The organism is Streptomyces sp. NPDC090798, assembly GCF_044768965.1.
Taxonomy (GTDB): domain Bacteria; phylum Actinomycetota; class Actinomycetes; order Streptomycetales; family Streptomycetaceae; genus Streptomyces.
On record NZ_JBIVXA010000003.1, the window covers coordinates 462,886 to 481,186 of the forward strand.

General features: G+C 72.5%; 15 protein-coding genes and 1 riboswitch. Of the genes, 11 read left to right on the plus strand and 4 right to left on the minus strand.

Going from position 1 to position 18,301, the window contains the following annotated elements; translation table 11 throughout:
• The first annotated feature begins 3 nt into the window (after positions 1 to 3).
• The 7 genes from ACIQTP_RS09660 (at position 4) to ACIQTP_RS09690 (ending at position 8,821) form a co-directional block, all read left to right on the plus strand.
• Positions 4 to 1,080, plus strand: coding sequence for an ABC transporter ATP-binding protein (locus ACIQTP_RS09660; protein WP_403397932.1), 1,077 nt, complete (start codon positions 4 to 6; stop codon positions 1,078 to 1,080).
• A 45-nt stretch (positions 1,081 to 1,125) separates the two neighbouring features.
• Positions 1,126 to 2,652 carry an HAD-IA family hydrolase gene (locus ACIQTP_RS09665; protein WP_403397934.1) on the plus strand — a complete coding sequence of 509 codons (1,527 nt, stop codon included), beginning with the start codon at positions 1,126 to 1,128 and terminating at the stop codon, positions 2,650 to 2,652.
• Between the two features lie 139 nt (positions 2,653 to 2,791).
• Positions 2,792 to 5,173 (plus strand): nitrate- and nitrite sensing domain-containing protein, encoded by a 2,382-nt coding sequence (locus tag ACIQTP_RS09670; RefSeq protein WP_403397936.1) that lies wholly within the window; start codon positions 2,792 to 2,794, stop codon positions 5,171 to 5,173.
• Positions 5,163 to 5,633: a roadblock/LC7 domain-containing protein gene (locus tag ACIQTP_RS09675; protein ID WP_402047995.1), complete on the plus strand. Its 471-nt coding sequence runs from the start codon at positions 5,163 to 5,165 to the stop codon at positions 5,631 to 5,633. The genes ACIQTP_RS09670 and ACIQTP_RS09675 overlap by 11 nt, the downstream gene beginning before the upstream one ends.
• 7 nt (positions 5,634 to 5,640) lie before the next feature.
• On the plus strand, positions 5,641 to 6,021 hold the full coding sequence (locus ACIQTP_RS09680) for a DUF742 domain-containing protein (protein ID WP_403397938.1): 381 nt from the start codon (positions 5,641 to 5,643) through the stop codon (positions 6,019 to 6,021).
• Positions 6,022 to 6,276: 255 nt separating this feature from the next.
• On the plus strand, positions 6,277 to 7,065 hold the full coding sequence (locus ACIQTP_RS09685; protein WP_403397940.1) for a carbon-nitrogen hydrolase family protein: 789 nt from the start codon (positions 6,277 to 6,279) through the stop codon (positions 7,063 to 7,065).
• 61 nt (positions 7,066 to 7,126) lie between these two features.
• Positions 7,127 to 8,821 (plus strand): flavin monoamine oxidase family protein, encoded by a 1,695-nt coding sequence (locus ACIQTP_RS09690; RefSeq protein WP_403397943.1) that lies wholly within the window; start codon positions 7,127 to 7,129, stop codon positions 8,819 to 8,821.
• A 28-nt stretch (positions 8,822 to 8,849) separates the two neighbouring features.
• Here the strand turns inward: ACIQTP_RS09690 and ACIQTP_RS09695 are convergent, their stop codons facing one another.
• Positions 8,850 to 9,782, minus strand: coding sequence for an LLM class F420-dependent oxidoreductase (locus tag ACIQTP_RS09695; RefSeq protein ID WP_403397945.1), 933 nt, complete (start codon positions 9,780 to 9,782; stop codon positions 8,850 to 8,852).
• Positions 9,783 to 9,870: 88 nt separating this feature from the next.
• Positions 9,871 to 10,545: a DUF5995 family protein gene (locus ACIQTP_RS09700; RefSeq protein WP_403397948.1), complete on the minus strand. Its 675-nt coding sequence runs from the start codon at positions 10,543 to 10,545 to the stop codon at positions 9,871 to 9,873.
• Between the two features lie 216 nt (positions 10,546 to 10,761).
• Between ACIQTP_RS09700 and ACIQTP_RS09705 the strand changes: the two genes are divergently transcribed.
• Positions 10,762 to 11,880 carry a glycoside hydrolase family 6 protein gene (locus tag ACIQTP_RS09705; protein ID WP_403398163.1) on the plus strand — a complete coding sequence of 373 codons (1,119 nt, stop codon included), beginning with the start codon at positions 10,762 to 10,764 and terminating at the stop codon, positions 11,878 to 11,880.
• On the opposite strand, the gene ACIQTP_RS09710 is transcribed toward ACIQTP_RS09705, so the two are convergent.
• Entirely contained in the window at positions 11,862 to 13,256 is a 1,395-nt protein-coding gene (locus ACIQTP_RS09710) for a uracil-xanthine permease family protein (protein WP_403397950.1), read from the minus strand. The genes ACIQTP_RS09705 and ACIQTP_RS09710 overlap by 19 nt on opposite strands.
• A gap of 121 nt (positions 13,257 to 13,377) precedes the next feature.
• Here ACIQTP_RS09710 and ACIQTP_RS09715 point away from each other — a divergent pair, with 121 nt between their 5' ends.
• Together ACIQTP_RS09715 and ACIQTP_RS09720 are read left to right on the plus strand one after the other, a co-directional pair.
• Positions 13,378 to 14,643 carry an alginate lyase family protein gene (locus ACIQTP_RS09715; protein ID WP_403397952.1) on the plus strand — a complete coding sequence of 422 codons (1,266 nt, stop codon included), beginning with the start codon at positions 13,378 to 13,380 and terminating at the stop codon, positions 14,641 to 14,643.
• A gap of 99 nt (positions 14,644 to 14,742) precedes the next feature.
• A complete protein-coding gene (locus ACIQTP_RS09720; protein ID WP_403397955.1) occupies positions 14,743 to 15,204 on the plus strand; it encodes an acyl-CoA thioesterase in 462 nt (153 codons plus the stop codon).
• Here the strand turns inward: ACIQTP_RS09720 and ACIQTP_RS09725 are convergent.
• Entirely contained in the window at positions 15,164 to 16,366 is a 1,203-nt protein-coding gene (locus ACIQTP_RS09725; protein WP_403397958.1) for an MFS transporter, read from the minus strand. The two genes, ACIQTP_RS09720 and ACIQTP_RS09725, sit on opposite strands and share 41 nt — an antisense overlap.
• A 129-nt stretch (positions 16,367 to 16,495) precedes the next feature.
• Here ACIQTP_RS09725 and ACIQTP_RS09730 point away from each other — a divergent pair, with 129 nt between their 5' ends.
• On the plus strand, positions 16,496 to 17,740 hold the full coding sequence (locus tag ACIQTP_RS09730; RefSeq protein ID WP_403397960.1) for an ROK family transcriptional regulator: 1,245 nt from the start codon (positions 16,496 to 16,498) through the stop codon (positions 17,738 to 17,740).
• 314 nt (positions 17,741 to 18,054) lie between these two features.
• Positions 18,055 to 18,185, plus strand: a riboswitch (FMN riboswitch).
• Positions 18,186 to 18,301 lie beyond the last annotated feature (116 nt).

An 18,301-nucleotide genomic window follows, 5' to 3' on the forward strand; every position in this document is an offset into this window, starting at 1 on the left:
ACCATGACCGTCACCACGCTTGAGAAGGCCGCCGACGCCAAGGCCGCCACCGTTGAATTCCGGGACCTGCGGCGGAAGTTCGGCCCGACCGTAGCCCTCGACGGCCTCGACCTGAGCGTCCGGCCCGGTGAACTCCTCGCCCTGCTCGGTCCCTCCGGTTGCGGCAAGACCACCGCGCTGCGCATGCTCGCCGGGTTCGAACACCCCGACTCCGGCGAGGTGCTGGTCGACGGCGAGGACGTCACCCGGGTCCCGGCCCACCGCCGCGACGCGGGGATGGTCTTCCAGTCGTACAGCCTCTTCCCGCACCTCAGCGCCCTCGACAACGTGGCCTTCGGGCTGCGGATGCGCAAGGTGCGTACCGCCGAACGGCGTTCCCGCGCGGCCGAGCTGCTCGACCTGGTGGGCCTCGCCGACAAGGGCGAGCGGTTCCCGCACCAGCTCTCCGGCGGCCAGCAGCAGCGCATCGCGCTGGCCCGCGCGCTCGCCCTGCGTCCGCGCGTGCTGCTGCTCGACGAGCCCCTCTCCGCCCTGGACGCCAAGGTGCGTCTCACCCTGCGCGAGGAGATCCGCCGGCTTCAGCAGGAACTCGGCATCACCACGCTGTTCGTGACGCACGATCAGGAAGAGGCGCTGTCCATGGCGGACCGCGTCGCCGTGATGCGGTCCGGGCGGCTCGAACAGTGCGCCTCGCCCGCCGAGCTGTACGGGCGGCCCGCGACCGCCTTCGTCGCCGAGTTCGTCGGCACGATGAGCCGGATTCCGGGTCGGCTGGACTCCGGCGTGGCCGAGGTGCTCGGACAGCGGCTGCCGGTCGACGGGGACGCGCCCGCCGTGACGGAGATCGACGTGCTGGTGCGGCCCGAGGCGGTGCGGGTACGGGCGGACGACGCCGGAACCGCCCGCGTCGTCGCCAGCGCCTTCCTCGGCGCCGCCACCCGCGTCACCGTCCGGCTCGCGGACGCCACCGAGGTCAAGGCCGACCTGCCCACGCACGAGGCCGCCGGGCTCGGCTCGGGCGCCGCCGTGACCGTGAGCCTCCCGGAACGGCCGGTGCTGGTCGCCGAGCGCACCCGTTGACAGACGCATCCCCCCACTGAGTTACGCCGAGTGAAAGAGAGCACCGTGACCCTCCGCGCCACCTCCCCCCAACTCTCCCTCCAGGCCGTCCTGTTCGACATGGACGGCACGCTCGTGGACACCGAGCGACTGTGGTGGGAGGCGGTGGAGCGGGTGGCCGACGGGCTCGGACGCCGGCTGGCCGTGGCCGACCAGCCGGAGGTGCTCGGCCGGCCCGTCGAGTACACCGCGGCCTGGCTGGGCGGGATCACGGGCACCGGGGCGGGGGAGATCGCCACCGAGCTGCACCGGGAATTCGCGCACCGGGTCCGCACCGGCATCGTGCCCCGCCCCGGTGCGCTGCGGCTCCTCGGCGAACTGGTCCGCGAGGGTGTCCCCACCGCCCTCGTGACCGCGTCGCCGCGCGCCGTCGCCGACACCGTCCTCGCGGCCCTCGGCGCCGAACACTTCGCGGTCTCCGTCACGGCCGACGACACCGAACGCACCAAGCCCGCCCCCGACCCCTACCTCGCCGCCTGCCGCGCCCTCGGCGTCGATCCCGCCGCGTGTGTGGCCGTGGAGGACACCGCGACGGGCGTGGCGTCCGCCGAGGCCGCGGGGTGTGCCGTGCTCGCCGTGCCCTCGCTCGCGCCGATCGACTCCGTACCCGGACGCACCGTCCTGACCAGCCTGGAGGAGGTGACCCCGGCCCGGCTGCGCGCCATGGTCGCGCCCCGCGAGCTGCGGGTGATGAGCTGGAACCTCTGGTACGGCGGGACGAAGGTCGACGACCACCGCGAGAAGCAGCTCAAGGTCATCGCCGAGACCGGCGCGGACGTGGTCGGCCTCCAGGAGACGTACGGCACCTCGGCCCAGGTTCTCGCCGAGGCCCTGGGCTGGCACCACCACCGGGCCGGCGAGAACCTCGGCGTCATCAGCCGCTATCCGATCACCGCCCGCCACGGCGACCCGGACGTCGGCTTCTACGGCGGCACCGGAGTGCGCGTCCGGCTGGACGGCGGCCAGGAGGTGGACGTCTGGAGCGCCCACCTCGACTACACGCCGTACGGCCCCTACGAGGCCCGCTTCGACGGGCTCCCGGCGGCCGAGCTGATCGCCCACGAGGGTGTCCGGCTGGAGCAGATGCGGGAGATCCTGCGGCGGATCACCGAGTCCGCGACCGAGGCCGTGCCCGTGGTCCTGGTCGGTGACTTCAACGCGCCCTCGCACCTGGACTGGCCGGACGTCGAGTGGCCTGTGACCAGGGCCGCCGAGGAGGCCGGCCTGCGCGACTCCTACCGTGAGGCCCACCCCGACCCCGTGCGGGAGCCCGGACACACCTGGTCGCCGATCCACGTGGAGCACGAGGACGGCAGCGGGCGGCCCGAGCCGCAGGACCGGATCGACTTCGTGCTGCACCGGGGGCTGACCGTGCTCGACTCCCGGGCGCTCGTCACCGGCACGCCGCGACCCTGGCCCGACGTAGCCGACAACGACTGGCCCTCGGACCACGCCGCGGTCGTCACCACCTTCGCCGTGCCTCGCGCCGACGCCGCCGACCGCGCCGACCGGCCGGGCACGTTCCCGCACTGAACCGAGCGTCGGTCCAGGAAGCCATTGCGGTGCGGGCGCGCCATCCCGTAGGTTGATCCGCGCCCGCTACCAGCGAGTAACACCGATGGCCACCCAACCGTCGCCCGGCCACCAACCGTCCCGTCGTCCTGGGGAATCCATGCGCTGGTCCTTCGGCCGCCCCACCACGGTCCGTACGCGCATCGTGGCGCTCGCGCTCGCACCGGTGGTCGCCCTCATGGTGCTGTGGAGTTTCGCCATGGTGTCCGTCACCGGCGAACTGCGCGCGCTCGTCCGGGTCCAGGGGGTGTACGACGACTTCGGGACCCCGGTCGACACGGCGGTCGGCCAGGTCCAGATCGAACGGCGGCTCGCGGCCGCCTACCTGGGCGCGGACCACGGCACGGCGGCGGCCCTCGACCTGATGGAACAGCAGCGCCGCACCGACCGCGCCGTGACCGCCATGCGGACGGCGATCCGGGACGGCGACCGCGGACGGCTCTCCGGCAGACAGCGGCAGGTGCTCGACGCCGTGCTGCGCTCCTTCGACGGGCTGGAGGGGCTGCGGGAGCGGGTGCTGTCCCGCGCCATCAGCTGGGACCGGGCGGTCACCGAGTACGGCGCCCTCGTGGAGCCGGGCTTCGACGTCCAGTCCGCCCTCACCGCGCTGCAGGCCGGACAGCTGGCGCGCGAGGCCCAGGTCGTCATCGAACTGGTGCGGGTGAGGGAGTTCGTCTCGCGGGAGGACGCCCTCGTCGCCGGGGCGCGGGCCGCCGGATCGCTCACCGACCGCCAGTACGACACGCTCACCGCGACGATCGAGGACCGCCGGGTCTTCGAGCGGACGTATGTGCCCGACCTTCCCGCCGACTCGCGCGCCCTCTTCGAGGAGTTCCAGCGCGGCTCCCTGTACCGGGAGTTGACCCGGGGCGAGGACGCCCTGCTGCGGGCGGGCGCACGGGGCGCGGGGGAGGCCGTCGCGGCCGGCTCCTGGCGCACCACCACCGACCGGGCCGTCAAGCGGTACATGCAGCTGTGCACGCGGTCGGCCGTCAACTCCGCCGAACGCGGACGGGCCTTCGCCTACCGGGAGCTGGCCAAGGCGGCGATCGTCGGCGTACTCGGACTCGCCGCCGTGGGACTGTCCCTGTGGTTCGCCGTGCGTGGCGCCCGGCGCATCTCGCGCCGCCTGGAGACCCTCCGGGACGCCGCAGACCTCCTCTCCGCCCGCCAACTGCCCGACGTGATGCGGCGGTTGAGCGCGGGCGAGGACGTGGACGCCGCCACCGAGGCGCCGCCCCTGGCCGACGGGGAGGCGGGAGCCGACGAGATCGGCCAGGTCGGCCGGTCCTTCAACACCGCCCGCCTCGCGGCCGTCGAGGCCGCCGTCAAGCAGGCCACCCTGCGCCGCGGGCTGTTCGCGGTGCTCCTCAACATCGCCCGCCGCAACCAGGCCCTCGTCCACCGCCAGCTCAAACTCGTCGACACGCTGGAGCGACGCACCGAAGACCCGGACGTCCTGGACGACCTGTTCCGGATCGACCACCTCACCACCCGGATGCGGCGCCACGCGGAGAGCCTGATCATCCTCTCCGGCGCGGCGCCCGGCCGCAGATGGCGCCGGCCCGTGCCCGTCGCCCGCGTGGTGGCCTCCGCGGTGAGCGAGATCGAGGAGTACGCGCGCGTCGTGGTCCCGCCGATGCCGGAGGTGGGTGTGGCGGCGGACGCCGTCGCCGACGTCGTCCATCTGATCGCCGAACTCGTCGAGAACGCCACCGTGTTCTCGCCGCCCCGGACGCAGGTCACCCTGCGCACCGGCCGGGCCGGGGGCGGGTTCGTCCTGGAGATCGACGACCGGGGCCTCGGTCTCGAACCCGAACAGATCGAGGAGGCCCACCGCACCCTCACCACGCCGGACGACTTCGACCCGACCCGGCACGACCGGCTCGGGCTGTACGTGGTGGGGCGGCTCGCCGCACGGCACGGCATCGAGGTCACGCTGTGCCGCTCGCCGTACGGCGGTACGACGGCGGTGGTGCTGCTGCCGGAGGCGGTCCTCGCGCCGGTCGACCCCGAGCGGCCGGAGCAGGTGGCGGACACGGACCGGCGGACGCTTCCCTCCCGGACCTCCCGGACCTCCGAGACTTCCCGGACCTCCGAGACTTCCCGGACCTCCGAGACGTCCCGGGCCTTCGAGACGTCCCGGGCCTTCGAGATCTCCCGGAAGGGCGCCGCGGTCCTCGAGGAACAGAGGGAGGCACCTGAGCGGCACGCGGACCGTGCACCGCAGAGCGCTCCCGCCGCGGGCCCGCCCGCGCTGCCCACCCGCGTCCGGCAGACCTCCCTCGCCCCCGAACTGCGCACCGAGGGCCCGGCAGCCGACGCGCACCCGGAGCGCGAGGTCACCGCCGAGGAGGTCCGCGCGGTCTTCGGCGCCTTCCAGCGCGGCCTCGACCGCGGCCGCAAGGGCCTGCCCACCGGGCCCGGCTCCGAGCGGCGAACCGACACCGAGGAAGGGACGGACGCCGACGATGCTCCGTGACCAGACCCCCGAGCCCTCCGACCGGGCCCCCGAGCCCCCGGGCAGCACCCCCGAACCGCCAGGCACGGACCTCGGCTGGCTGCTCGACGACCTCGTGGCCAGGACCGACCACGTCCGCCAGGCCGTGCTCCTCACCGCCGACGGCCTCCCGCTGAGCTGCTCGGACGGCATGCGCCGACGGGACATCGAGCACCTCGCCGCCGTCTGCTCCGGCTTCCACAGCCTGGCCCGCTCGGCCGGTGAACGTTTCGCCGCGGGGGAGGTGCGCCAGACCATGGTGATGCTCGACGACGCCTACCTCTTCATCACCCCGGCGGGCGACGGCAGCCGGCTGGCCGTCCTGAGCGAGGTGCAGACGGACGTCGGACAGCTCGCCCACGAGATGGCGCTGCTGGTCCGCCGCGTCGGCCGCCACATGGCCGCCGCCGTACGGTCGGCCGCAGACCCCGCGGGCCCCTGAACCGGCCGTGACCGACGACCACTGGTACGAGGACGAGACCGGGTCGATGGTGCGGCCCTACACCGTGACGCGGGGCCGGACCCGGCCCTCGGACCGGCACACGATCGATCTGATGTCGCGGGTCACCGCCCTGCGGACGGACGAGGGCCGGCCGGGTGTCGACCACGCCGGCGCGGCGCTGCTGGCCCTGGTGCGCCACGGATCCCGGCCGGTCGTCGAGCTCGCCGCCGACGCCGACCTGCCCCTGACCGTCGTACGCGTGCTGCTCGGCGATCTGGCCGAGGCCGGGCTCGTACGCATCGACGCGCCGCGGCGGCCGGAGCAGGGCGGCCCGGCGGCCGACCCTGAGCTGCTGCGCGAGATCGTGGAGCGACTGCGCGCGCTGTGAGTACCGGACGCGGGCCGTGCGGCCGGTTGACGGTTCGGCGCAGCGAGCTCGCGACGGCTCGTCACGGCGGCTGTGACCTGCGCCTCAGGGGGTTTCGGGCGCTGCCCGAGGGCGCGCAACGAATCACCGCCGGAGGCCGGGCGCACGCAACGATTCGTCCACCGGCGCGCAACGGGTCCTCCTTGTCCCGCCGAGCCCCCCGCCCGTACCGTCTAGACAGCCCCCGATACCCCTCCGTACCCGTGAGGACCACGCATGCGCACAGCCCTGCTCCAGAGCTCCGGCCGCCCCGGCTCGGTCGTCGAGAACCTGAAGGTCCTCGACGAGGCCGCGGGCCGCGCCGCCGCTGCCGGTGCCGGGCTCGTGGCGGCGCCGGAGATGTTCCTCACCGGGTACGCGATCGGCGACGACATCGCCCGCCTCGCCGAGCCCGCCGACGGTGCCTGCGCGGACGCGATCGCCGAGATCGCCACCCGCCACGGCGTCGCCGTCGTCTACGGCTACCCCGAGCGCGAGGGCGCGACGGTCTACAACTCCGCGCAGCTCATCTCCGCCGACGGCACCCGCCTCGCGAACTACCGCAAGACCCACCTCTTCGGCTGCTTCGAGCGCGACCACTTCACACCCGGCGAGCAGCCCGTCGTCCAGGCGGAGCTGAACGGCCTCCGCGTCGGCCTCATGATCTGCTACGACGTCGAGTTCCCGGAGAACGTCCGGGCGCACGCCCTCGCCGGCACCGACCTCCTCGTCGTGCCGACCGCGCAGATGCACCCCTTCCAGTTCGTCGCCGAGTCCGTCGTCCCGGTGCGCGCCTTCGAGAACCAGATGTACGTCGCGTACGTCAACCGGGTCGGCCCGGAAGGCGAGTTCGAGTTCGTCGGACTGTCCACGCTGGCCGGTCCCGACGGGATCGCCCGCACCCGGGCCGGACGCGGTGAGGAACTCGTCCTCGCCGACGCCGACCCCGACTTCCTCGCGGCCTCGCGCGAGGCGAACCCGTATCTGAAGGACCGCCGCCCCGGCCTCTACGGGTCGCTCGTCTGACATCCGGCCGCTCCCCCCGGCGCCTCCCCTCACCAGCTTTCCCGCAAGGAGTCCGTACCCCATGACGTCCACGGTGCCCACCGCCGTCCAGCACGCCGACGCGCAGCAGCCGCCGATCACCATGTTCGGCCCGGACTTCCCGTACGCGTACGACGACTTCCTCGCCCACCCGGCGGGCCTCGGCCAGATACCCGCGACCGAGCACGGCACCGAGGTCGCGGTCATCGGCGGCGGCCTGTCCGGCATCGTGGCCGCCTACGAGCTGATGAAGATGGGCCTCAAGCCCGTCGTCTACGAGGCCGACGAGATCGGTGGTCGCCTGCGGACCGTGGGCTTCGAGGGGTGCGACCCGTCGCTCACCGCCGAGATGGGCGCCATGCGCTTCCCGCCCTCCTCCACCGCCCTCCAGCACTACATCGACCTGGTGGGTCTGGAGACCCGGCCGTTCCCCAACCCCCTCGCGGAGTCCACGCCCTCGACGGTCGTCGACCTCAAGGGCGAGTCGCACTACGCGACCACCGTCGACGACCTGCCGCAGGTCTACCGCGACGTGATGAACGCCTGGAACGCCTGCCTCGAAGAGGGCGCCGACTTCTCCGACATGAACCAGGCCATGCGCGAGCGCGATGTGCCGCGCATCCGCGAGATCTGGGCGAAGCTCGTCGAGAAACTCGACAACCAGACCTTCTACGGCTTCCTCTGCGACTCGGACTCCTTCAAGTCCTTCCGGCACCGCGAGATCTTCGGCCAGGTCGGCTTCGGCACCGGCGGCTGGGACACCGACTTCCCGAACTCGATCCTCGAGATCCTGCGCGTCGTCTACACCGAGGCCGACGACCACCACCGCGGCATCGTCGGCGGCTCCCAGCAGCTGCCGCTGCGCCTGTGGGAGCGCGAGCCGCAGAAGATCGTGCACTGGGCCTACGGCACCTCACTCGCGAAGCTGCACGACGGCACCCCGCGCCCGGCCGTGACCCGGCTGCACCGCACCGCGGGCAACCGGATCACGGTGACGGACGCGAACGGTGACATCCGTACCTTCAAGGCGGCGATCTTCACCGCCCAGTCCTGGATGCTGCTCTCCAAGATCGCCTGTGACGACTCGCTCTTCCCGATCGACCACTGGACGGCGATGGAGCGGACCCACTACATGGAGAGCTCCAAGCTCTTCGTGCCCGTCGACCGGCCGTTCTGGCTGGACAAGGACGAGCAGACGGGCCGGGACGTCATGTCGATGACGCTCACCGACCGCATGACCCGCGGCACCTACCTCCTCGACGAGGGCCCGGACAAGCCCGCCGTCATCTGCCTCTCGTACACGTGGTGCGACGACAGCCTGAAGTGGCTGCCGCTGTCCGCGAACGAGCGGATGGAGGTCATGCTGAAGTCGCTCGGCGAGATCTACCCGAAGGTCGACATCAGGAAGCACATCATCGGCAACCCGGTGACCGTGTCCTGGGAGAACGAGCCCTACTTCATGGGCGCGTTCAAGGCCAACCTGCCCGGCCACTACCGCTACCAGCGCCGCCTGTTCACGCACTTCATGCAGGACGCGCTGCCCGAGGACAAGCGGGGCATCTTCCTCGCCGGCGACGACATCTCCTGGACGGCCGGCTGGGCCGAGGGCGCCGTGCAGACCGCGCTGAACGCGGTCTGGGGCGTCATGCACCAGCTGGGCGGGGCGACCGACCCGACCAACCCCGGGCCCGGCGACGTCTACGACGAGATCGCGCCGGTGGAACTGCCCGAGGACTGATCCGAGTCGGCCTTCGTGGGGCGGCCGGTCAGATTCCGGCCGCCCGCGCCGCCGCGTACACCTCGGCGGCCAGGTCCTTGAGCTCCTCGGCGTCCCGCGGGCTGTCCTGGAGGTCGACGAAGTACTCGTCGAGGCCGATCCCGGCGTACGGCACCAGGTCCGACACGATCTGGTCGACGTTGCCCTGGAAGGGCTGGCGGTCCGCGCCGTCGTAGGCCTTGGCGGAGTAGCGGGCGTTGATCCGCGCCACCGTCTGGATCGGCTCGGTGCGCCCGCGCTCGGCCGCGAAGTCCTGCACCTGCCGCCACTGGGCGGCGAGCTGGTCGGCGCCTCCCTGGGCCACGGGCTGCCAGCCGTCGCCACGGTCCACGAGCCGGGTCAGCGCCTTCTTGCTGAAGGCGGGCAGCAGGATCGGGATCGGCCGGGCCGGCTTCGGGGCGACCACGGCCGACTCGATCCTGGTCAGTCGGCCCTCGTACGACACCGGGTCCGGGCCCCACACCGCGCGGCACACGTCGAGGACCTCGTCCAGGACCCGGCCCCGCTCCTCGAACGGCGCCACACCCGCCGCGGCGTACTCGTCGAGCGACCAGCCGGTACCGAGGCCCGCCACGACCCGGCCGCCGCTCGCCGCGTCCAGTGTGCCCAGCGCCCTGGCCAGCTGGAAGGGGCCGTGCAGCGGGGCGACCAGGACGCTGGTGCCGAGCCGCGCCCGCTGCGTGGCCGCCGCGGCCAGCGTCAGGGTCACCAGCGGCTCGGCGACGCCGCGGTACGAGTCGGGCCAGGGCAGGTTCGGGACGCCGTACAGCCCCTGGGTGGCGGGGTCCGGGAACAGCGCGCGCTCGAACACCCACAGGCTCTCGTAGCCGATCTCCTCAGCCGTGCGCGCCACGTCCGGGACGTCACGACCGATGTCGTACTGGCGTGTTTGAGGAAGACTCAGACCCAGCCGAGCAGCCATGTTTGTGCTCCTTCGCATCAGGCACTTGAATCGTGAACGTATCGCGTACGAGGGTGTGTTCCAGGCTGTACGCGGCGATATGGCCGGATCAGTCCCCCAGGGGCGTGAGCAGCATCCGGCCGGCCAGACCGACCGCGGCGCCGAGACGGTCGGCGAACTCCTCGGCGAGGTCGGGGAGTCCGCGCAGCGCCCACAGGGCCCGCGCCGCCGACCAGGCCGCGTCGCGGGCCCTGTCCAGACTCCACGAACCGAGCAGATGGGTGAGCGGATCGGCGATCTGGAGGAGGTCGGGGCCCGGCATCAGATCTTCGCGGACGCGCTCCTCCAGCGAGACGAGGAGGTCACCCACGCGCTCGAACTCGTCCTCCAGATCGGCTGGTTCGCAGCGGAGCGTACGACAGGTGTCCACGACGGCGAGCGCCAGATCGTGTCCGATGTGCGCATTGATGCCCGCGAGCGCGAACTGCAGCGGGCGTACTCCGGGATGGCGCCGGAACTGGAACAGCGGGCGCCAGCAGGCGGGCGGGGGCCCCTCCTCGGCCACGCGCAGATAGCGCTCGGCGAAACGTACATCCAGCGTGACCGCGGCCTCGCCGTCCGGGAATTCCCCCGCGTCCAGGCGCCGTTCGACCTCCTCCGTGACGGTGAGGTAGACGCGGTTGAAGACCGCGATTCCGTCCCGCTCCGGCAGGCTCGCCGCCAGGGCGCGCATCCGGGAGGCGATGGCGTCCACGGGGGTGGTGAACTGTTCCAACTGCGTCATGGGCGCAGGTTCCCAGTCCTAGGCTGACTGGAGTTGCCGCCTTGCCGGGCGCATCCCCAGAACGAGGGAAAACGCCCGTGTCGGGAGGAGCGGATGTGGCCGGGAGTGGCGGAAACGTGGTGGGAACCGGGGGGGGAGCCGTACGTGTCAGGCTTACGTGCGCAGCGCCTGGCCGCACGCAGAGCCGAGCGCAGGCGGGCGGCCCGGCGCGCCGCCATGGCCGCGGCGGCCTCGGTGGTCGTGGCGGTCGGCGCGGTGACGGGGACGATGTCCGCCCTCGACCGCGAGCGCCCCTCCGACGACGCCAAACCGCTGGTGACCCGCTCGCCCGCCCTCCGGCCGGGGCCCGCCGTCCCGACTCCCTCCCCGACCGGGACCTTCGCCGCGCCGTCCCCGTCGTCGCAGTCCCCGTCCCCGAAGCCGAGCCCGACGCCCTCCCCGAGCGGGAGCGCGCCGCAGACCGTGGCCGCTCCCGCCCTGCTCTACAGCCACCCCGACTCCCAGGTCCTGGACTGGGTCGCGTCCCACCCCGGCGACCACCGGCGTGCGGTCATCGAGTCCCGGATCGCCGACCGCCCGGCCGCCGTCTGGTTCGCCGACTTCACGCCCGCCACCATCACCGCGCGGGTCAGGGCGGTGACCGCGGGCGCCGCCGCCGAGGGCCGCGTGCCGGTCGTCGTGCCGTACGCCATCCCGCAGCGCGACTGCGGCGGGGCCTCGCAGGGCGGCGCGCCCGACCTCGCCGCGTACGGCCGCTGGATCGACGACTTCGCGGCGGGCCTCGGCGACGACGAGGTCATCGTCATCCTGGAGCCCGACTCGGTCGCCCAGGCCGGCTGCCTCCCCGCGACCGACCGGACCGCCCGCTTCGCCGCGCTGGCCCGCGCCGGCCGCGTCCTCAAGGCCGCCGACCCCCGGGCCCGCGTCTACTACGACGCCGGCCACTCCGCCTGGAACCCGGCCGCCGAGCAGGCCGCGCTCCTCGCGCAGGCGGGCGCCGCCTCGGCCGCCTCCTCCGACGGCGTCTTCACCAACGTGTCCAACTTCCACCGTACGAGCGAGGAGATCGCGTACGCCCGGCAGGTGCTGTCCGCGCTGGGCGGCCCCGAGAGCATGGGCGCCGTCATCGACACCAGCCGCAACGGCAACGGCGCCCCGGCCGACGGGGAGTGGTGCGATCCGGCAGGCCGGAAGATCGGCCGGGCGCCGACCCTGAACACCGGGGAGGCCGGGATCGACGCCTATCTGTGGGTGAAGCTGCCGGGGGAGTCGGACGGGTGCAAGGGCACGCCGGGGACCTTCTCGGCGGAGTACGCCTATGAGCTGGCGCGCTGATCGTCCGGTTCGTCGTACGAGGATGTGCCGGAGTCCAGCAGCGGCCCCCCGGTCTTCAGGTGGGCCGGGGCCATCGACCGCAGCGCGTGGTATCCGATGATCACGACGAGCGTGCCGAGCGCGATACCGCTGAGCGAGAAGGTGTCCGTGAACTTCAGGGAGACGCCGCCGATGCCGATGATGATGCCCGCGGCGGCCGGCACCAGGTTCAGCGGATTGCGCAGGTCGACCCGGGCGTTGAGCCAGATCTGGGCGCCGAGCAGGCCGATCATGCCGTACAGGATGACGGTGATGCCGCCGAGGACGCCGCCCGGGATCGCGGCGACGATCGCGCCGAACTTGGGGCAGAGGCCGAAGAGGAGGGCGAAGCCCGCGGCGGCCCAGTAGGCGGCCGTGGAGTAGACGCGGGTCGCGGCCATCACGCCGATGTTCTCGGAGTACGTGGTGTTGGGCGGGCCGCCGACCGCCGTGGAGAGCATCGAGGCGACGCCGTCCGCGGAGATCGCGGTGCCCAGCTTGTCGTCCAGCGGATCGCCGGTCATCTCGCCGACGGCCTTGACGTGCCCGGCGTTCTCGGCGACCAGCGCGATCACCACCGGAAGCGCGACGAGGATCGCCGACCACTGGAAGGACGGGCCGTGGAAGGACGGCAGCCCGATCCAGTCCGCCTTGCCGACGCCGGAGAGGTTCAGCCGCCAGTGGTCGGTGAGCTTGCCGCTCGCGTCCACCGAGTGGATCTTTCCGAAGATCCGGTCGAAGACCCAGGAGATCCCGTACCCGAAGACCAGGCCCAGGAAGATCGCGATCCGTGACCAGAAACCGCGCAGGCAGACGAGGGCCAGACTGGTGAGCACCATGGTGAGCAGGGCCGTCCACTGGTCCTGCGGCCAGTACGTGGACGCCGTCACCGGCGCCAGGTTGAAGCCGATCAGCATGACGACCGCGCCCGTGACGATCGGTGGCATCGCGGCATGGATGATCCGCGCCCCGAACCGCTGCACGGCCAGGCCCACCAGGAACAGCGCGACGCCGACGACGAACACCGCGCCGGTGACCGTGGCGCTGGTGCCGCCCTGTGCGCGGATCACCGCCGCGACGCCCACGAAGGAGAGCGAACAGCCGAGGTAGCTGGGCACCCGGCCGCGGGTGGCGAGCAGGAAGATGACCGTCGCGAAGCCGGACATCATGATCGCGAGATTCGGGTTCAGACCCATGAGCACGGGTGCCACGAACGACGCCCCGAACATCGCCACCACGTGCTGGGCGCCGAGCCCGATCGTGCGCGGCCACGTGAGGCGTTCATCGGGGCGGACAACCGCTCCGGGCGCGGGCGTCCGCCCGTCGCCGTGCAGTTTCCAGCGCACACCGAGGTCCATGGTGAGTTTCGCTTTCTTCGTACGTGAAACTTTGTCCGGACCATTGTCACGGGTACCTGGCGGTTCTACGCTCGCACGGTCTTACTCATGAACTACGTTCACGTTTCTGATCGGAGGCTTGATGAGTGCGCGACCCCGTCTGGCTGTCCTCCTCGCCGCCATGGCCACCTTCGCGGCGGTCGTCGTCCCCGCCGCCTCGGCCCACGCGGCGCCGAAGGCCCCCCGGACCGCCGTCCTCGACGGCACCCGGCTCCAGCAGACCCGACTCCGCCTCGACCGCGGAGATCCCCAGCTGAAGCGCACGCTCGAGGACTTGACGGCCCGCGCCGACAACTGGCTGGCTCAGGGCCCCTGGACGGTCGTCGACAAGCCCAAGCCCGCCCCCGGCGGCGACGTCCACGACTACCTGAGCCAGGCCCCGTACTGGTGGCCCTCCCAGCCGAAGACCGCCGACAACCCCTGGGGCTGCCCGTACGTCCAGCGCGACGGCCAGCGCAACCCCGAGGTCGACACGGGCACCGACCGCCAGGACGTGGAGAAGGTCTTCGACTCGACGTACGACCTCGCGCTCGCCTGGTACTACACCGGCAGGAAGCAGTACGCCGAGAAGGCCGCCACCGTCCTGCGCACCTGGTTCCTCGCCCCGGCCACCCGGATGAACCCGAACCTCGACCACGGGCAGTTCATCCCCTGCAAGTACGACGGCCGGGCCATCGGCATCATCGACTTCTCGCAGTCCTACACCAGCGTCCTGGACGCGATCGCGATCCTGGAGACGGGCGCCCCCGGCTGGTCGAAGAGCGACCGCACCGCCATGCGCGCCTGGAACACCGACTTCCGCGACTGGCTGGCGAACAGCGCCTTCGGCGGCCAGGAGGCCGCCGCCGAGAACAACCACGGCACCTTCTACGACATGCAGCTCACCGCCCTGGCGTACGCGACCGGCGACGAGGACCTCGCCCGCCGGACCGTCCTCGGCGCGGAGTCCAAGCGGATCGACCCGCAGGTCGCCGCCGACGGCAGCCAGCCCCAGGAGCTCACCCGCACCCGCAGCTGGCACTACTCGACCTTCGACCTCGTCGCCTACACCCGCCTCGCGGCCATCGGCCGGCACGTCGGCGTGGACCTGTGGCGGTACACGGGGCCGGACGGCCAGACCCTGGCCAAGGCGGTCGACTATCTGCTGCCCGCCGCGACGGGCGCCGCGCCGTGGCCCTACCCGGAGCTGGAGTTCCACCGCTACGCGGCGAGCGACATCGTGCACGCGGCGGCCGACGCGGGGGACCGGGCGGCCCGGGCCGCGGTGCCGAAGCTGGAGACACCGCCCGGCGGCGACCTGTGGACACTGCGGCCCGCCGCCGAACAGCTGGACTCGATCGCCGGCTGACGGGAGGGCGTACGAACACCCTGATCAGGGGCTCCTGAGCGGCCGCTTAGGATGGGGGTGTCCCCACCGTCCCCACCGGCACCCTCAGGAGCCCCGCCCGTGACCGCCGAAGCCCCCGCCGCCCCCGCCCTCTCCTACGGGCGGCTCCTCCCCGTCACCGTCCACTTCGACGACCTGGACGCACTCGGCCTGCTCCACAACGCCCGCTACCCGGTCATGGTCGAACGCGCCTGGACGGCCCTCTGGAGCGACCAGGGCTTCCTGGCCTACGAGGGCGACTGGGAGGCGGCGGGCGACTTCTGCAACGCGGTCAAGGAACTGCGGATCAGCTACGAGGCCCCGGTCAACCGCCCCGGCGGGTACGCCGTCCACCTCTGGCTGGAGCGCCTGGGGAACACCGGACTGACGTACGGCTTCCGCTTCTGCTCGGCCGACGGCACGCTCACATACGCGCACGGGACGCGGGTCCTCGTCCGGCTCGACGCCGCGACGCTGCGCCCCACGCCCTGGAGCGACCGCTTCAGGGCCGTGGGTCGGGAACTGCTGCGTTCACGGGACTGACCTTGGGCCGGTCGCGCTCGCCCGCGCGCAGCACCCCCGCGAACGCGGCAAGGCCGCACGCCAGCACCGTGACCAGCCCGAACGACACCACCAGGCTCGTCGCCTGCGCCAGCGTGCCGATCGCGCTCGGTGCGACCAGGCCGGAGGTGTACGTGATGGTGGCGACGCCCGCGATGGCCTGACTGGGGTTGGGGCCGCTGTGCCCCGCCGCAGCGAAGCAGAGCGGGACGACGACCGCGATACCGAGACCCATCAGGGCGAAGCCGCTCATCGCCAGGGCGGGGTGGTTCGCGACGACGACGAGCAGCCCGCCGAGCACGGCGAGACCGCCGCCGGCCCGTACCGTGCGTACCGCGCCGAACCGGTTCACCACCGCGTCGCCCACGATCCGGGCCACCGCCATGGTCAGCATGAATCCGGTCGTCGACGCGGCCGCCAGACCGGCCGAGCTGCCCAGCTCGTCCTTGAGATAGACCGCAGACCAGTCCAGACTGGCGCCCTCCGCGAACACCGCACAGAAGCCGACCGCGCCGATGAGCAGGGCGGACTTGGGCGGCAGCGCGAAGCGTGGCGGCGGGGCCTCGTCCTCGGTCGGTCGCAGGTCGAGGACCCATCGGCAGACGGTGAGGCCCAGGACCGTCAGGACCCCGGCCGCCAGCGCGTGGTGCAGGCGCGCGTCCGAGCCGAGGTGCGCGGCGAGGGTGCCACCCGCCGAGCCGACCAGGGCGCCCGCGCTCCACATGCCGTGCAGCCCCGACATGATCGACCTGCCGAGGCGGCTCTCGATCTCGACGCCGAGCGCGTTCATCGCCACGTCCGCCACGCCCGCCGAGGCGCCGTAGACGAAGAGGGCCGGGCACAGCGTGTAGATGTTCGGCGCGAGGGACGGGAGGATCAGCGACAGCGTCCACAGGGACAGCAGTCCGCGCAGCGCGGTACGGGCGCCGAAGCGGTGGCTGATCCGGCCCGCCAGCGGCATCGCGACGGAGGCCCCGATCGCCGGGAACGCGAGGGCCAGTCCGAGCTGGCCGGTGCTGACGGACGCGTGGTCCTGGATCCAGGGGACGCGGGTCGCGAACGAGCCCGTCACCGCTCCGTGCACCGCGAAGACGGCGGCCACGGCGTACCGCGCCCGCTTCACCTCACGCAGGTCGTAGACCATGTAACCCATCTTTCCCGCCCCTCCAGGCTCCGCTTCCCGCGCTGCCGCCGTAAACTATCAGGAACCCTGCCTGATAGATAGGTGATTTACTGGCCGCCGACCGCGCGACCGATCTGGGAGGATCCCGGCATGCCCGCATCACCGAGCACCGCCCGGGCCATCAACGACCGCCTCGCCCTGCGTCTGCTCCAGCAGGAAGGCGCCCTGACGGCAGGGCAGTTGAAGCAGCTCACCGGACTGTCCCGGCCCACCGTCGCCGACCTCGTCGAACGCCTCGCCGCCGCCGGACTGATCGAGGTGGTGGGTGAGTCCGGGGAGCAGCGCCGCGGCCCCAACGCCCGTCTGTACGGGATCGTCGCCGACCGGGCCCATCTCGCCGCCCTCGACGTCCGCACCGAGGGCGTCTCGGTCGTCGTCGCCGACCTCCTCGGCAGGGAACTGGCCCGGGCGTCGGTGCCGATCGCGGACGACACCGGCACCGGGCCCGCCGTCGAGCAGGCGGTCACGCTGGTCGAACGCGCGGCCAAGGAGGCCGGGGCGGAGCGCCTGCACACGGTCGGCGTCGGAGCCCCCGGCCTCATCGACCCCGCGACCGGCGAACTCCGTGACTCCTCCGGCCTGCCCGAGTGGCACCGCCGCCTGGTCGCCGCCCTCCAGGAACGGCTGCCCGCCCGCGTGATCGTCGAGAACGAGACGAACCTCGCCGCCCTCGCGGAGCAGCGTGACGGTGCCGCCCGCGACCGCGACACGTTCGTCCTGCTCTGGCTCGGCCACGGCACCGGTGCGGCCGTCGTCCTCGACGGCAGACTCCGTCGTGGTGCGTCCGGCGGCACGGGCGAGATCGGCTTCCTGCCGGTGCCGGGCACGTCGACGCTGCCCTCGGCGACGGACTGCGAGGGCGGGTTCCACTCCCTGGCGGGGTCCGCCGCGATCGCGGAACTCGCGGCCGGCTGCGGGTTGGTGGCGACAGCGGTGGGGCCCGGCGAACCGGAGGCGGCGGCGCTGGTGAGGCAAGCGGTGGCGACCCTTCCCTCACCCGCCCCTCCCCCTGCCGCTTCTTCCTCTCGCTCTCCTTCTCCTTCGGCCTCCTCCGGAGCCGACCGCTTCCTCTCCGCCCTCGCCGACCGCCTCGCCATCGGCGCGGCGTCCGTCGTGGCCGTTCTCGACCCCGGGTGCGTGGTGCTCGGCGGTGAGGTGGGGCAGGCGGGCGGGGAGGTACTGGCCACACGGGTCGGCGAGCGACTCGCCCGGATGTCCCCGCTCCCGGTCGAGGTGCGCGCGAGCGCGCTGGGCGGCGGCGCGGTGCTCCGCGGAGCCCTCCTGACGTCCCGGGAATCAGCCCAGGACGACCTCTTCGCGCCGCGCTCCCGGTGATTCGATGCGCGCGCCCCGGATGGGGAGACCCGGCGGCGGGGCAAGGGCCTCCGTCACCGCCGCCGGGTCGCTCAAGGGGCGAGTGCGACACCTCGGCTTCGACAAACCATTGATCATGGACCTTAAGTGGACTAGACCAGGGTGGTCAATGGGTACGGACCAAGGGGCGATCGCGTCAAGCGTGAGGAGTCTCGCGGGAGTTGACCTCCCGCGATTCGCCGGAGAAGTCCATTCGGACGACCTGTGAGGCACCCCACAGAGGTTCGCCCGCATGGACGTGGATCAGACGTGGCACACTGATGCTGTACCAGAAGCAGCGCACTCCGGGGTCGGTGAAAGTCCGAACCGGCGGTTATAGTCCGCGACCCGGTCGCTTCCAGCGGCCGGTTGACCAGGTGAAATTCCTGGACCGACGGTTAAAGTCCGGATGGGAGGCAGTGCGCGGCGGGCGGGCATTCGTGCGCGCTGCCGTTTGTTTCGGCGCGTCCTTCGGGACGTGTCGCCCCATGCGGCTCGCTCCCGGTGTCGCAGTCCGCTCATTCTGTCGTCATCGACAGGCCC

Coding starts and splice junctions, on each gene's coding strand:
- ACIQTP_RS09705 (WP_403398163.1), top strand. CDS start 10,762: ATGGCCGCGGCGGCCTCGGTGGTCGTGGCGGTCGGCGCGGTGACGGGG.
- ACIQTP_RS09670 (WP_403397936.1), top strand. CDS start 2,792: ATGCGCTGGTCCTTCGGCCGCCCCACCACGGTCCGTACGCGCATCGTG.
- ACIQTP_RS09715 (WP_403397952.1), top strand. CDS start 13,378: ATGAGTGCGCGACCCCGTCTGGCTGTCCTCCTCGCCGCCATGGCCACC.
- ACIQTP_RS09700 (WP_403397948.1), bottom strand. CDS start 10,545: ATGACGCAGTTGGAACAGTTCACCACCCCCGTGGACGCCATCGCCTCC.
- ACIQTP_RS09660 (WP_403397932.1), top strand. CDS start 4: ATGACCGTCACCACGCTTGAGAAGGCCGCCGACGCCAAGGCCGCCACC.
- ACIQTP_RS09695 (WP_403397945.1), bottom strand. CDS start 9,782: ATGGCTGCTCGGCTGGGTCTGAGTCTTCCTCAAACACGCCAGTACGAC.
- ACIQTP_RS09690 (WP_403397943.1), top strand. CDS start 7,127: ATGACGTCCACGGTGCCCACCGCCGTCCAGCACGCCGACGCGCAGCAG.
- ACIQTP_RS09675 (WP_402047995.1), top strand. CDS start 5,163: ATGCTCCGTGACCAGACCCCCGAGCCCTCCGACCGGGCCCCCGAGCCC.
- ACIQTP_RS09730 (WP_403397960.1), top strand. CDS start 16,496: ATGCCCGCATCACCGAGCACCGCCCGGGCCATCAACGACCGCCTCGCC.
- ACIQTP_RS09725 (WP_403397958.1), bottom strand. CDS start 16,366: ATGGTCTACGACCTGCGTGAGGTGAAGCGGGCGCGGTACGCCGTGGCC.
- ACIQTP_RS09710 (WP_403397950.1), bottom strand. CDS start 13,256: ATGGACCTCGGTGTGCGCTGGAAACTGCACGGCGACGGGCGGACGCCC.
- ACIQTP_RS09685 (WP_403397940.1), top strand. CDS start 6,277: ATGCGCACAGCCCTGCTCCAGAGCTCCGGCCGCCCCGGCTCGGTCGTC.